This is a genomic window from Pauljensenia sp. UMB6358, assembly GCF_030216865.1.
GTDB classification, from domain to species: domain Bacteria; phylum Actinomycetota; class Actinomycetes; order Actinomycetales; family Actinomycetaceae; genus Pauljensenia; species Pauljensenia turicensis_A.
Genome location: NZ_JASOMS010000001.1, coordinates 235,931 through 249,716 on the forward strand (window position 1 = coordinate 235,931; position 13,786 = coordinate 249,716).

General features: G+C 52.8%; 15 protein-coding genes. 12 read left to right on the top strand and 3 right to left on the bottom strand.

What is annotated here, in order from left to right:
- Window positions 1-55: 55 nt before the first annotated feature.
- Window positions 56-1,633, bottom strand: coding sequence for a UDP-N-acetylmuramoyl-L-alanyl-D-glutamate--2,6-diaminopimelate ligase (locus QP381_RS01125; protein WP_285067435.1), 1,578 nt, complete (start codon window positions 1,631-1,633; stop codon window positions 56-58).
- Window positions 1,634-1,713: 80 nt separating this feature from the next.
- Here QP381_RS01125 and pepN point away from each other — a divergent pair, with 80 nt between their 5' ends.
- From pepN to QP381_RS01160, 7 genes are all read left to right on the top strand, one after another.
- Window positions 1,714-4,269, top strand: a complete 2,556-nt coding sequence (gene pepN, locus QP381_RS01130; RefSeq protein WP_219585829.1) for an aminopeptidase N — start codon at window positions 1,714-1,716, stop codon at window positions 4,267-4,269.
- A gap of 2 nt (window positions 4,270-4,271) precedes the next feature.
- Entirely contained in the window at window positions 4,272-5,108 is an 837-nt protein-coding gene (locus tag QP381_RS01135) for a DUF881 domain-containing protein (RefSeq protein WP_285067438.1), read from the top strand.
- Between the two features lie 2 nt (window positions 5,109-5,110).
- Window positions 5,111-5,443 carry a small basic family protein gene (locus tag QP381_RS01140; RefSeq protein ID WP_006681024.1) on the top strand — a complete coding sequence of 111 codons (333 nt, stop codon included), beginning with the start codon at window positions 5,111-5,113 and terminating at the stop codon, window positions 5,441-5,443.
- Window positions 5,444-5,448: 5 nt separating this feature from the next.
- Window positions 5,449-6,270 carry a DUF881 domain-containing protein gene (locus tag QP381_RS01145; RefSeq protein ID WP_285067440.1) on the top strand — a complete coding sequence of 274 codons (822 nt, stop codon included), beginning with the start codon at window positions 5,449-5,451 and terminating at the stop codon, window positions 6,268-6,270.
- Window positions 6,271-6,335: 65 nt separating this feature from the next.
- Entirely contained in the window at window positions 6,336-6,767 is a 432-nt protein-coding gene (locus QP381_RS01150) for an FHA domain-containing protein (RefSeq protein WP_040318538.1), read from the top strand.
- Window positions 6,764-7,519, top strand: coding sequence for a transcriptional regulator FtsR (ftsR, locus tag QP381_RS01155; protein ID WP_006681021.1), 756 nt, complete (start codon window positions 6,764-6,766; stop codon window positions 7,517-7,519). Before QP381_RS01150 ends, ftsR begins: the two co-directional genes overlap by 4 nt.
- A gap of 130 nt (window positions 7,520-7,649) precedes the next feature.
- A complete protein-coding gene (locus QP381_RS01160; RefSeq protein ID WP_179370357.1) occupies window positions 7,650-8,204 on the top strand; it encodes a MerR family transcriptional regulator in 555 nt (184 codons plus the stop codon).
- 83 nt (window positions 8,205-8,287) lie between these two features.
- On the opposite strand, the gene QP381_RS01165 is transcribed toward QP381_RS01160, so the two are convergent.
- Both QP381_RS01165 and QP381_RS01170 read right to left on the bottom strand, forming a co-directional pair.
- A complete protein-coding gene (locus QP381_RS01165) occupies window positions 8,288-9,796 on the bottom strand; it encodes an Hsp70 family protein (protein WP_285067442.1) in 1,509 nt (502 codons plus the stop codon).
- A 36-nt stretch (window positions 9,797-9,832) separates the two neighbouring features.
- Complete coding sequence (locus QP381_RS01170) at window positions 9,833-10,612, bottom strand: phosphatase PAP2 family protein (RefSeq protein ID WP_103633746.1); 780 nt, start codon at window positions 10,610-10,612, stop codon at window positions 9,833-9,835.
- 314 nt (window positions 10,613-10,926) lie between these two features.
- Between QP381_RS01170 and QP381_RS01175 the strand changes: the two genes are divergently transcribed.
- From QP381_RS01175 to QP381_RS01195, 5 genes are all read left to right on the top strand, one after another.
- On the top strand, window positions 10,927-11,109 hold the full coding sequence (locus QP381_RS01175; protein WP_101628154.1) for a hypothetical protein: 183 nt from the start codon (window positions 10,927-10,929) through the stop codon (window positions 11,107-11,109).
- A complete protein-coding gene (locus QP381_RS01180; RefSeq protein WP_285067443.1) occupies window positions 11,102-11,308 on the top strand; it encodes a hypothetical protein in 207 nt (68 codons plus the stop codon). The genes QP381_RS01175 and QP381_RS01180 overlap by 8 nt, the downstream gene beginning before the upstream one ends.
- Window positions 11,309-11,813: 505 nt before the next feature.
- Window positions 11,814-12,710 (top strand): hypothetical protein, encoded by an 897-nt coding sequence (locus tag QP381_RS01185; RefSeq protein ID WP_285067445.1) that lies wholly within the window; start codon window positions 11,814-11,816, stop codon window positions 12,708-12,710.
- 2 nt (window positions 12,711-12,712) lie between these two features.
- Window positions 12,713-12,997, top strand: coding sequence for a hypothetical protein (locus QP381_RS01190; RefSeq protein ID WP_285067447.1), 285 nt, complete (start codon window positions 12,713-12,715; stop codon window positions 12,995-12,997).
- Window positions 12,998-13,001: 4 nt separating this feature from the next.
- Window positions 13,002-13,712, top strand: coding sequence for a zonular occludens toxin domain-containing protein (locus QP381_RS01195; protein ID WP_285067449.1), 711 nt, complete (start codon window positions 13,002-13,004; stop codon window positions 13,710-13,712).
- Window positions 13,713-13,786: the final 74 nt, after the last annotated feature.

Genomic DNA, 13,786 nt, shown 5'->3' on the forward strand with positions numbered 1-13,786 from the left:
GCATCACACCCATAAGCGGTGTCAGCCTTGCGCTCACGCGCAATCTCACACGTTCTTAGATGTGCGAACGAACGTCGTAGTAGAGCACTTCGCGCGATACGGGAACATCGTTGTACTCGTGTTTAATGCCTTCGAAATCTTGATACCACTCCGAGCCTTTGCCGGTGATAATCACCGTGTCACCTGGCTGGGCTGCCAAGATTGCTTTGCGCACTGCATCGCGACGGCACGTCTTAATTTCTGTTACATCGTGCATGTCCGGACGTACCGAAGTAATACCGCGCAACAGGTAGTCGCGAATAGACTGCGGGTCTTCAGTACGTGGATTTTCGTCGGTCACCCACAAGACGTCAGCTTCTCGTGCCGCGATTTCGGCAAGGTATTCACGCTTTGATGCGTCACGGTCTCCATCGGTACCGAATACGATATGAAGCTTTCCATTCGTCAGCTCAGCTGTTGAGCGCAGAGTCCACTCAAGAGCCTCGGGAGTATGGGCGTAGTCGACGATGACGAGTGGTTGATTATGAGGCTTGGGATTAATCATTTCCATGCGCCCTGGAACCTGCTCCGCCTTTTCAATGGCGGCGATGACTGCATCCACGTCATAGCCAAGCTGAACGGCAGCAACAATGGCGACGGCAGTGTTCTGAACGTTCACTTCACCAAGAATCGGCATTGCAACATCATGCCCTGCGCCATTCGGATCCACCAACGTAAAGACCGTGCGACCGATCGAACGGTCGGGGTGAGTATTTTCAACGTGCCACTCGGCTTCGTTCGAGCTCAGCGCGGCAACGGTTGTCACCGGTACTTCAGCTTCGCGGGCAAGACGCTGGCCCCACTCGTCATCGACGCATACAACACCGCGTCGTGAGTGTTCTTGAGTAAACAGCGACTTCTTCGCGACGAAGTAGCTCTCCATGTCGCCGTAGTAGTCGAGGTGATCGTGTTGCAAATTCGTGAAGCCGACAACGTCAAACACAATGTCGTCAACGCGCTCGAAGCTCAGAGCGTGAGAGCTTGTTTCAATAACCGCTGCGCCAAGTCCTTCTTCCAGTGTTTGGGCAAGGAAGCGCTGGATGACAGGGGATTCAGCCGTAGTCTGATCGGAACGGAAACGTAGGTTACCGATGCGTGTTTCGACGGTTCCGCAGATGGAGGGATTCGGAAACTCAACGCCCAGAGCTGCACGCATGAGGAACGACGTAGTGGTCTTCCCGTTTGTGCCGGTCACGGCCATCGTCTTCAACTTTGTCGCAGGCTGGCCGTAGAGAGTTGCGGCTATAGTCGCTGCGCATCGACGAGGATCCTTAAGAATAACGATCGGCAGTCCGACTTTCTGATCGATTGCTCGCTTCGCTCCCTCGCTATCCGTGACAAGGAGGGTTGCACCAGCCTCGGCTGCCGCGTGGGCAAAACGAACTCCGTGCTGGGTGAGCCCAGGAATAGCGACGAACGCCCAGCCTTCTTCGCAGTCGTTCGAGGAAACGGTAATGCCCGTGATGGTAAGCCCGTTTGGATCCCTGAGAGGATTTCCCAAGGCGTCGCACACTGAATAGGAACCAACGTTGGCCAGCGCAATCGGAACACTAAGTGGCACAACTGAGGGGCGAATATCTACGACTGAGCTCATGCCTCATACTGTAGCGCCGGATAGCGAAACGCTTACAATCGCTTCTCGAAGTGTTTAAGAACGCGCCGTAAACTACGGTTATGCACGTCCTATCCCGCGATGAAGCCCGTCAACGTTCACACGCAATCGACCTTTCGACGATGAAGGTCAATCTTGATGTGCGCGGTGGGGATAGCCAAGACAATACCGAGTTTGTGGTTACGTCCACCTTCACCCTGACTTCCCACGCGGATTCCACCTTCGTCGACATCGCAGGCCAGGTTACCCGGCTCAGTGTGAATGGCGAGGCGCGAGAGATCACGCAAAATGACGAGTGTCTGGCCCTCAGTGGCCTGCCCGTCGATACTGAGTGCACGGTTGAGGTTCAGGCGCGGTGCCCGTATTCACACTCCGGTGAAGGTCTGCATCGATACATTGATCCAGAAGATGGACGCGTTTACCTGTACACGCAGTTTGAACCCCAAGACGCTCACCGCGCATGGCCATGCTTCGACCAACCAGATTTGAAAGCCGAGTGGTCATTCATCGTCGATGCACCGGAACACTGGGTTGTTGCCTCCAACGGAGCAGAGCTACATACCGAACCCATTGAAAACGGCACACGACATGTCTTTGCTCGAACGCGCCTGTTGTCCAGCTACATCACCGCCGTCGTTGCCGGTGACTGGGCTGTCATTGACGGAGGTACGTGGAGTGGGGGAGCAAACGACGGTCAGAAGATTGACGTCCCACTGCGCTTGATGTGCCGTTCAAGCTTGGCTCAAGCGATTGATTCCAACGACATTCTTTCCGTTACGCGCGCTGGCTTGGACTTCTACCACCAGCACTATGGCATCACATACCCTTGGGGCAAGTACGATCAGATCTTCGTTCCCGAATACAACTTGGGAGCCATGGAGAATCCGGGATGCGTGACCTTTAACGACTCATACCTCTCACGTGACACCCCGACCTTCGCCCAGCGTCAGCGTCGAGCAAACACGATTCTTCACGAAATGTGCCACATGTGGTTTGGGGATCTTGTGACACCTCGATGGTGGGACGACCTCTGGTTGAAGGAGTCATTCGCCGAGAATCAGGGTGCCCTGGCAGCAAGCCGAGCAACCGTGTACACGGGGGAGAGGGCCACATTTGCTGCAGGTCGCAAAATCTGGGCCTACGAGCAAGACCTCATGCCTACAACTCACCCGATCATTGCTGACATTCCCGACGTTGGCGCAGCCAAGACCAACTTTGACGGCATCACCTATGCCAAGGGCGCTTCGGTACTCAACCAGTTGGTAGCAACCGTCGGCGAAGAAGCCTTCTTTGAAGCCACGCGAATTTACTTCCAACGCCATGCTTTCGGATCGACCTCATTCCAGGACCTCGTCGACTGTTTGCAGGAAGCAACGGGCAAAGACTTATCCCACTGGGTGTCCACGTGGCTTACTACCTCCGGTCCTTCGAAACTCGTTCCTCACTTTGATATCTCCCGTATTGGTAGCGTCACCAATTTCCAGATCACGGATGAGTCTGAGTCAGATACGACTCGCCCGCATCGTTTCGATGTCACAACGTGGGCGATGAAACGCGATCAGCTTCAGATGACGCATCGTTTTGAGCTGACAATGGAAGGTCGATCCCAAGAGGTTGATCCCGCGGGGCTTCTTAGCCAACCAGCCGGTATTACGGATATGGATCTACTCGTCGTCAATGACGGCGATCTGACGTATGCGGTCACCTACCTCGACGATCGCTCAGCATCCAATGCGCTTGCCTTCATTTCGGCATGTCCCGACCTGATGACGCGATGCGTCGTGTGGGGTGCCCTGTTCAACGGTGTCCGTGACTGCCGCTTGAACCCCAGTGACTTCGCTCTTGCAGCATTCCGTCATGCAGAAAACGAAGTCGACGAGACACTTGCGGATCGCTTGTTGGAGCTCGGTCGCATTACCCTGGGCACCTACGTGCCAAAGGAACAGCGTGCCGCGATTGCGACAACGGTAGGAAGGCTTGCGCTACGTCTGTCGCGTGAGCACGCCACGGATCGTGGTCGCGCATGGTTAAAGACCCTGTTCTTTACCTATCCGATGACCGATGATCCCGCGATTAGTCAGACCGTGGAATCGTATGCGAATACTTTGACCAGCGAGATCGTTTGGACAGCTCGTACTGTCATTGCTGCTTCTGGTTCGATCGGACGCGATCGTATTGAAGCATGGCTCGCCACTTCCCCAACAGGCGAAGCAAAGACCGCATCAGAACGCGCAATTGCAGCTCTGCCGTACGAAGAAGAACGTGAGGCCTCGTGGTCGAAACTCTTCGTTGACGGGATCGCAAACGACACACTGAGCGCAATCCTCGACGGATTTGCTGCATCCTCGTGGCAAGGCTCAAGCTTCATTGACCGCGGTCTTGGCTCACTTGAATACTTCTGGAATACGCACTCGATTGCCCTGTCGATTCGCTACATCAAGGGCCTTCTTTCGCTCCCGGTTTATGCCGACAGCCCCGAAAGCGTCGAGGACCATATTGATCGGGTGAATCGTTGGCTCGGCGAACACGAGAATGCAGCATGGCCGTTAAGACGTCTTCTCATTGAGCATGTTGATTACGCATCTCGTGCAATTAACGTACAACGCACCTGGATGTAGGCGTGCAAGAATACAACACGCACACAACGTCTTCTTCGCCGGCGCAAGGCAATGATCCTGCTACGTCGATGTCGTTGCTGACCTCGTTGCTGAATAATCCGCTCGATGTTGGGTACGAAAGCTATGACGATACTCAGCATCCCAAACATTGGTGGCATCGCCCGATCGCTTTTGTTTTCACGCTGGCGCTCGGCTTCACGCTCACAATCGCAGTGATGTCATTGCGTACCGCTCAGGACGCTGACATTACTCAAAGCCTTCGCGATCAGGCACAATCTAGTCAAAGCGTCGTGGCTTCACTTCAGGACAACGTTCAATCGTTGTCCACCCGCGTCAACCAAGCTGCGTCGTCGACAGCTCCTCAGGTCCTCGTTGATCCTTCGGTTGCACTGACGAATGCAATGGAACCCGTGGTTGGTCCGGGAATTACGGTCACGGTCAAGGACTCGTCATCAGCAAAAACGCTGGCACAAGGGTCCCGAGGTCAGGTCCGCGACATTGACTTGAATGTGATCGTGAATGCCCTCTGGGCTGGGGGAGCCGAGGCAATTTCAATCAATGACCTACGAATTGGCCCAGGCACGTTTATTCGTACTGCTGGTTCGGCAATTCTTGTGAACGTCACTCCCGTTGAATCTCCGTACGAGGTGAGAGCTATCGGAGATGCGAACACACTGTCCGTTGGTCTTGTGCGCGGGTCAACAGGTGATTTTCTTTCAACTGCGAAGTCAATGAACGGCATTGAAATCTCGGCTGCGGGCACCGCCGAAATTCAAATGCCAGCGCTTAATGTCCGTACTCCGCAGTATGCGGTAGCGTCGAATTCCCAAGGAGAATAGTCATGGTTGTTGTCATTGGCCTAGCGGCTGGCATTATCTTGGGACTTTTCCTTGATCCGACGATTCCGGTTTGGCTTCAGCCGTTCTTGCCGGTTGCGGTAATCGCGGGCTTGGACGCTCTCTTTGGCGCGACACGCGCTTGGCTTGAAGGGGTGTTCCATGATCGCGTGTTCATCACGTCGTTCTTCTGGAATGTCGTTGTTGCCTGTTTGCTTGTGTGGTTGGGAACTCAGCTTGGCGTGGGGTCCGCGATTACGACGGCCGTCATCGTCGTGTTGGGTATTCGTATCTTTTCGAATACAGCATCGATTCGTCGTCTGATTTTTAAGGCGTAAAGTCCATGAGTTTAGATTCGAAGAATTCGCGTCATGGGCGACATGGAGCTTCTCGAAGGGACGAGGTTGCGTCCACTGAAAAGGACATGAAGCCGGGTCGCGCGCAGTTTGTTCAAGCTCTTTTTGCCGTTCCGCGCACGATTCACCTTGTCCTTGTTCTGATCTGTTTCATTCTTGGTTTTGCGCTGGTGACAACCCTTCGTGCTCAACGGGAAGATCCCTTGGAAGCTTTGAGCGAACAAGACTTGGTTGCGTTGCTTTCTGAGCTGAATTCTCAGGAGAATAACCTTCGTCAGGAGCGTTCTGCTTTGCAACAGCAGGTTGCCGAGATTGAAGCCAACGAGTCGGAGCAAGAAGCGGCGGCTCAGACGGCTCGGAAGATTAATCAGCTCGCTCAGATCAATGCAGGCAGAGTTCCTGTCGAGGGACCCGGGGTGCTCATACACATCGGTGATGAAGCGAATCGTTTAACGGCTACCGAGTTCGTGATGACGCTAGGGGAGTTACGTAATGCCGGGGCTGAGGCAATCGAGTTGAACGGCGTGCGTCTTTCCACCCGGAGCGCGTTTACGTCTGACAATAATATGATTGCGGTCGATGGCGTTGTCTTGTCGCAACCGTATGATTGGCATGTGATCGGCGAGGGTCAGACGATCGCGACTGCTCTAGAGATTCAAGCTGGTTCGGCTGCCCAGATGCGCGCAAAGGACGCGAATGTGTCGGTTTCAGTGGTTGGGCACATTTCGATTGATTCTGTGTCTTCTGTGCCTCAGCCTCAATACGCCGTGGTTGATACGTCAGAAGAGTCCAAATCTTCTGACGAGTAAGTACGTTTGCCCTGTACCCTTTAGACTATTGAGGGTAATGAATGCGTCTATCACAGGGGGAGATCATGGAATCCACTAACGATTTCGATCCAACCGCAACTTCCATCTTTGGACTTTCGCCGGTTGAAGAGCAAGTTGATGCTCCTCTTGTGTTGTCTGCACGCGACCAGGAAGCGGTGAATTCACTTCCCGCTGGTTCTGCTCTGCTGATCGTTCAGCGTGGCCCGAACTCGGGTGCTCGTTTCCTTCTCGACAGTGAGGTAACGAATGCTGGTCGTTCCCCGAAATCCGATATTTTCTTAGACGATGTGACCGTTTCCCGTAAGCATTGCCAGTTCAAGGCTGAAGACGGCGGTCATATTGTGCGTGATTCCGGTTCGTTGAACGGCACGTATGTGAATCGGGAGCGCGTTGACTCCATTCGTTTAAACGCTGGCGACGAGGTCCAGATTGGAAAGTATCGCCTGACATACCAGCCTTCGCCCTTGCAAGCATGAGTTCTCAGGCTGCACAGTTCAGCTCTGAGGCTGAACACACGAGTATTACGGGGCCGTGGCCACACGATGCGTCCAGGGACCCGGTTCTTTCGATCGGTAGAGTCGTCGAGGAACTCAAGAAAGAGTTTCCTGCTATCTCTGTGTCGAAGGTTCGCTACCTCGATGACCAGGGGTTGGTCACTCCTGCGCGTACGAAGTCGGGCTATCGCAAGTACTCGCAGACCGATGTGGAACGTATGCGTTATGTTCTGACACAACAGCGCGACTCTTTTACTCCTCTTCGAGTAATCGGTGAGCACCTGCGCGCCCTTGATGCGGGTCATCAGGTTGAAGCAGTCAGGCGGCCTCGTATCGTTTCTTCTGAGGGCGTTAGCGTCACGCCGTCTTCTCCCTATCTGTCGGCTAGGGAACTGACCGATCTGGCCGGCGTCGATATCTCAACGCTGGAACGTTATTCTTCTGCAGGATTGATTGCCCCTGACATTGCGGGCTATTTCCCAGTGCGCTCGTTGCAGATTGTGCGACACGTTGCCACTCTTGAATCCCAAGGATTCGATATTCGTCTGTTGCGTGCAGTGAAACTCAGTGCGGATCGTTGTTCTGACGTGATTGATCAGACTGTTCAATCTACTCGTTCGCGTGGACGTTCATCTGACAATGAACGTTTGAACGCGAAGGTGACTGAATCTGCCGAAATCATTGCTGACCTGCACAGAGAGTTCTTGCGAATCTCTGTTGGTCAGATTCTCTAAGAGGGGATCTCAACCCTCAAGTTCAAGTTGAACTTGAGGCTCGCCGGTCGTGTCATTGACCTTGCGTTCAATAACGCATAGCGTGGTATCACCATCAACTGATACGTCTTTCATTATTGCAGGAGTCCTAGTGAGCGCCGAACCATACGAGGCCGAATCGCGCCAAGCGATGCTCTTCGGTGATCCCCTTGAAGGCATTGACGGTGAAGGCCTTGGATACCGTGGTCCCGTCGCATGTGCAGCTGCTGGCATCACCTACCGCCAGCTCGACTACTGGGCTCGCACTGGTCTCCTTCAGCCTTCCGTTCGTGCCGCACGAGGTTCAGGTTCGCAGCGCCTGTACTCGTTCAAAGACATTCTTGTTTTGAAGATCGTCAAGAAGCTTCTGGATACCGGCGTTTCTCTTCAGCAGGTTCGTCAAGCAGTTTCGCAACTCCAGAACAGGGGAGTGGACGACCTCGCATCCATCACGTTGATGAGTGACGGCGCGTCAGTCTACGAATGCACGTCGACGGATGAGGTGATTGACCTTCTTCAGGGTGGTCAGGGTGTTTTCGGCATTGCCGTTGGTCGCGTGTGGCGCGAGGTTGAAGGCTCTCTTGCTGAGCTTCCTATTGAACGTTTGAGCGACCACGTTGATGAACTGGCAGAACTTCGCAAGCGTAAGCTCCGTTCGATTTCCTAAAGCTTTGCTTTCATAGGTCATCGCCTATGTCAGGGGGCAGTGATTATTCATCACCGCCCCTCTTTTCGTTGATCGCTTGTCGCTCAGCCCAGGCGCGCAGACCGGGTGTAACCGGTTTCAGTGTCAACAATTTCAACGTCAACGATTCCGTTCTCATCTACTCGGTAGCGTTCCTCGATAAGGTGCCCGATGTCAGTGCGCTCAACCGAAACATGTTTCAGGTCAACGTCTTCACCCTGTAGCACAGGATCAAACGGCATGATGATTTCGCCGGCTGGGCTTACCTGACCGCGCGGAACGCCCTGCTCGTCCACGCTGCGATACTCAACAAAGCGGTAGTAGCCAACGTTGTGGGCAGCCATGTAACGCCGAACAACAAGGGTGTCTTCGCCCGGTGTCCATCGATCATCGGGGGTAAGTAACGGGTCGAAGGAGAGGGATGCGCCCGAATCGTATTCACGGAAGACGCCAAGCCCGCGCGCAAGACGTTCTGACACGGTGTATCCGGCCTGTTCATCGGCCGCAATGGCAAGGCCGATAGCCGTCGAGCCGGCGTTGTGAGTCGAACGATGGACGCGACGACCAAATCGACGACGGAGCACCCTCGAGACTAGTGGGAATTCAGAAGCGCCACCAACAACATAAAGACCGGCAACGTCCTCTGGAATCACGCGTTCGCCACCGTTTTCTGTGGGGGAAAGGAGTGAATTTAAGACCTCCAGTGTGTGTTCAACAAGCGGAGTTGCAGCCTGGTAGTAGTCCTTGACGGAAAACGAGATCGGAATGTCACCAACGGTGACTACAACGTTGCGACTGTTGGGGTTCAGCGATTCTTTAACAACGCGGCATTCTTCGATCAGCGCTTGCCACTCCATATCACTCAGAGAAGCGGGCATCACGTTGGCGTTGCGAAGTGCGACCTGTGCCAGCACCATGTCGAAGTCGTCTCCGCCCAGTAGATTATCGCCGGCGGAATCGAGGACAGTGTGGTCGCGCCCGACTGCTTCGACAAGAGAAGCATCGAAGGTGCCACCGCCCAAGTCGTAAACGAGGACCCGAGTGCGTTTTGCGTTCAAGCTGGAAGCATGGCGGTGGGTGTATTCAAAACCTGCAGCTGAGGGCTCGTTCATCATTTCGATGACGTGCCAACCGGCTGCTTTAAATGCTTCAAGGGTCATAAAACGCTGAGCAGACCACGCATGCGCGGGGATACCGATGACCGCTTCAAGCGGTTCATCGCCTTCGATAACGGCGGATGAATTCTCTCGTACCATACCTGCGACGTACTCCAGGAAGCGAGTAAGAACATCGATGATCAGGAAGTCGCGGTTTCCGAGGCGAAGAGTTGTCCGAGGTGTGACGTCAGGGTCGGATAGAAGGCGCTTGAAAGATCGGATGTGTTCGCCGCCTCCGAGAGCTGCTTCGTGAGCTTCAAAGCCAAAGAGCAAGCCTTTGTCATCCAGAGCAACAACCGAAGGGACGTGGTCAAAGGCGTCACCATCGGGGGAGATGAATGAGATCAGGGGATAGTTGCCTCGATCAACGAGGGCAACGGTTGTGCGGGTGGTGCCAAAATCTACTCCGAACTTCATAGGTTCAAGAGTATCGGCTAGGCCGAATGCCCCCGCTCAGACACCTCGGGCTTCAAGTGATTGACGCTGTGATACTCGAGTAATGATGAGGGTGGTCAGAAGGAAACCAAGTAAGCAGAACACAATGCCACCCACTGCGTCCAGCACGTAGTGATTGGCGGTCGCAAGGATTACCCAGATTGTGTAGAGGGGATGCAGGGCAAGAATTGCTCGGGCTTGCCAGCTCTTAAAGACGAATGTACCTAGAACAATGGCACTCCATACAGCCCATCCCGTGTGCATGGATGGCATCGCAGCATAAGAGTTCGCCAAATAAGAAAAGGCAGTCGAGTATCCAGAGCCAAGCGTTGATTGGGTAGCTACGGCATCGACGTACCCCAGTGAGGGAAAGAATCGCGGAGGAGCCAGGGGATACACCCAATAGGTGATCATTGCGCCACCAGTCATCACGAAGAGTGAGTTGCGAACGAAATCGTAGCGGTCTGGGCGTTTCACCCACACGATGGCCAAGGCTGTGAATGTCACGGCAAAGAATGAAACGGAATAGAAAACCGCTGAAACATTGGCGAGCCACGGGTGGTGGGAGAGCCATGTGTTGAGCGCGAGTTCGACGTTGATCCCGAGATAGTTTTCGAGGCGCAGAATCTGACGCGCATGCCGAACTGCAGCAACTCGCGTAACGGGCGCAATGGCGCACATCAGCGAATAGAGCAGAGCACAGGTTCCGACAAGAGCAATTTCAGGGAGGGGTTTTCGGACATTCGATGAAGCGCCAGAAACGGCGGTCCGCTGATCGGTTTTCAGTGCAACACTCATGTCATCCCTTCCTTTCGCATTCCATAGATGTCCTTACCTATCGTTGTCTACTTTTCTTCCGGTTGCACGGTGGATTCATCGTGGTGTTGGCAACCATTTGTGAGAGGAGTGCATGGAATTGAAGCTGGATCAAAACCCCAACAATTCTGACATAATGTACATTATCGGCTTCCGAGATACCTAAGGGTGTCCGCTTGATACATGTTGTCTCTGATTTCTACGTTCGCGTGTATGAGTCTTTGGAAGACGTTCCTCGCATTTGGAAGAAGAAGTAGCTGGGAATCAGTTAACCAGCATGGAGAAAGTAGTGAACGATGGAACAACCCGCCTCCCTGGTTCTTGTCGATGCAGTTTCTAAGGCTGGCAAGCCCTACCGGTATATCTCTGTTCAGTGGAACGGCGTTGAGGTTGAACGCTGTTTTAAGTCTGAACTAGAGATTTATACGATTTTCGGAGGAGGTGAAAATAATGGGCTCCACGGTCGTTCCGATGGCTAGAGGCCTTGCCCTCATGGAGGGTGCCGGCGGTATGTCTGGTTGGATTAGTTCGTTTCAATCTACTTGGAATTCTGCTTCCATGTGGGGTGAATTGACTCAAGCGGCTGCCCTGATTGGTCTTGTCGTCGTCTTTGCTTTTGGCTATCGCGTTGTTCGTCGAGTTATCTCTGGCGCTTCGCGTGGCAAGGCGAAGATCTGATTTCCCTTTGAAGGACTAGCCATGTTGTATGATTTTGAGCCATTTATAGCGGTTGTTAATGCTTTAGGTTCCGCCCTTGTTCCTTTGGCTGTCCCCGCTATTTGCGCATGGCTAGTTCTTCATTGGATTGCTGATCTTATTTTTCGGAGTTGATAAATGAGGTTCATAGAACCCGGCAATTCCGGTGGATCTGCTCGCCCGTCGTGGGGTGATTCTTTATGTTTTTACGGTAATTCCGTTCGCGTTTTTAATTCCCGTGAGTATGGGCAGAATAGGAGTTATCGCGATTATGTTAAATTATCGTCCACGTTCGATGAAGTCGTGTTTTCTTCTTCGGGGTCTTCTTATGGGAGTTCTTCCCCGTGTTCTTCGTACCAGGTTTATAGTTTTGAGCAACTCCCTACGACTGTTGAGGGTGGCGCTACGCTCGTTTCGTCGGCGGTTCTCGTCGTCGCGTGTATTACGGTGTTTGTTTGGCGCGTTATTCGTCCTATTTTCCCTACTCATGTCTTTACCGGCTTACGCCGGTGAATTCGATTCTAACGGCGTAAAATATATCCCCTATACCCCCTCTAGTGCCCCGTTTCTTCAAGTTTCTAACGGCTCCGTGAGTTTTTATCCTGATTATGTCTGGCTTAAAGCCTCCGGCACTACCCCGGTTTCTGTTTCTGAGTTTTCAACGCCTATAGGGTTGGTTAAAAAGGGCGATATTCTCGCTATCTCTGTTTACCCGTGGGACTCTACCCCTGATTCTTTTACATATTCGCATGATAGGGGGTATCTTTATCACTCAGACGCTGGCGCAGGTCGCCCTATTACGTTAACTGAAGCTTTTTATTCGCGTCTGCGGTGGGAAGCGGTGGGTAAAGACCCTTATACTCGACTTTTAGCGGTGCGCGATAATACCGCCTATTTTTCGTGTGAACGTGATGATTATTGCTGGACTTCAACCCTTTTCCAATATTCACAGCAAATTAATACTGTTAATGGTGGTACTGCTTCTTTTCATGGTCTTGTCATGACCTCGTATCTTATTCGCTCCGGTCAATCGCCGTCCGATGTTGTGGCTTCGGAGGAAAAGAAGAAAGCCGACGCGCTTGCTTCACAGGATAATTCGGGTAAGGCACAGCAGAAGCAACTCGAAAATTCCGCGTTTCAGTCTAAAAGTTCATCGCTTTCTAGCTCGTTGAAACAGATTGTGAATGCTCCTGCTCGCTCTTGCTCTGTTTCCGGGACTGCGCATACTGGTTTAGTTCTTGATTTTGATTTTTGTTCAACGCCTCGCCCGCCCTGGCTCGGTCCTTTGCTTTCTCTTCCCGTCGCGATTACTTCACTCTTTTTATCTATTCACGTTGTCAAAATGATTGCGTCTGAAATAGAGAAGTTTAGAGCAGGTGTATAGGCATGGTTGATGGTATTCGCGTTGGTATCCGTATTGCTACGGTCGCGGCTTTAATTCTCGCTTCGGTCGCCGTTTACGCCTTATTTAATAGCGTTAAAATCCCGTCCGCTAATGTTTCGACCATCGTCCAAGCGGTCGGTGTCGGTAAGGGCGTTTTGATGCACTGGGCACCCGAGGCCGTGTGGATGTTCGGCGCGGTTCTTGCTTTATACGTTGTCCGCTGGACTGTTTTCCTTGCTCGTTATGCCGTTTTGGGTTTGAAGTGGCTACTCGTCGCATGGAGATAAAACTATGAAGATTGATTGGTGGACATTCAAAAAACGCGCGCCAAAAGCTTTAACCGGCTTCCCTACCGGCACCCGCGTGTACAAGGGGTTTCAAGGTTCGGGCAAAACTCTTAGCATGGTTCATTATGCCCGCCAGATTATGAGCGAATTCCCTGACTGCCTTGTTTACTCTAATATCATTTTTAAGAACAACGACCGCGTTAACTTTTTTGACTCCAATGACGCACTTGACGCGATTCTTAAACTCTCCCCCGGCGAGTCCGGTCTGCTCCTACTTCTTGACGAAGCCCATCTATTTTTTAACAAGAAACGGGGTATCTCCCTCGATTTCCTCACCGCTATTAGCCAGCAACGTAAGAACCGCTTTCATATCGTGATGAGTAGTCAAATCTGGGAAGAACTCGACATCTCACTACGTAAACAAGTGAGGGAAATTGTTTCATGCCGTTCACTATTTAGAACCATTATCATTAACGATGTTGCAGACGGCGAAACACTCACTTACGACAAACTTGAGGGCGCTTACGTCGCCAAACATATCTACACTCAAATTTTTCACATGACTAAAGAGGAATGCGAATGCTACGACACGTTCCAACGTATCAGCCGAAACGACGACTACCAACGGACTACCGGCGCTACCTCAGTTGCTCCGATCTTTGTAGAAGATTCTCGATCGTCAGGGACGCGGACGCGCCTGCGGGCGCGTCACTGACGCGCGTGGGGGGCGTGGGGGGGTCGAAACCCCCCCCAACCCCCCCCCCCCCCCCCCCCCCCCACAACTTTAGA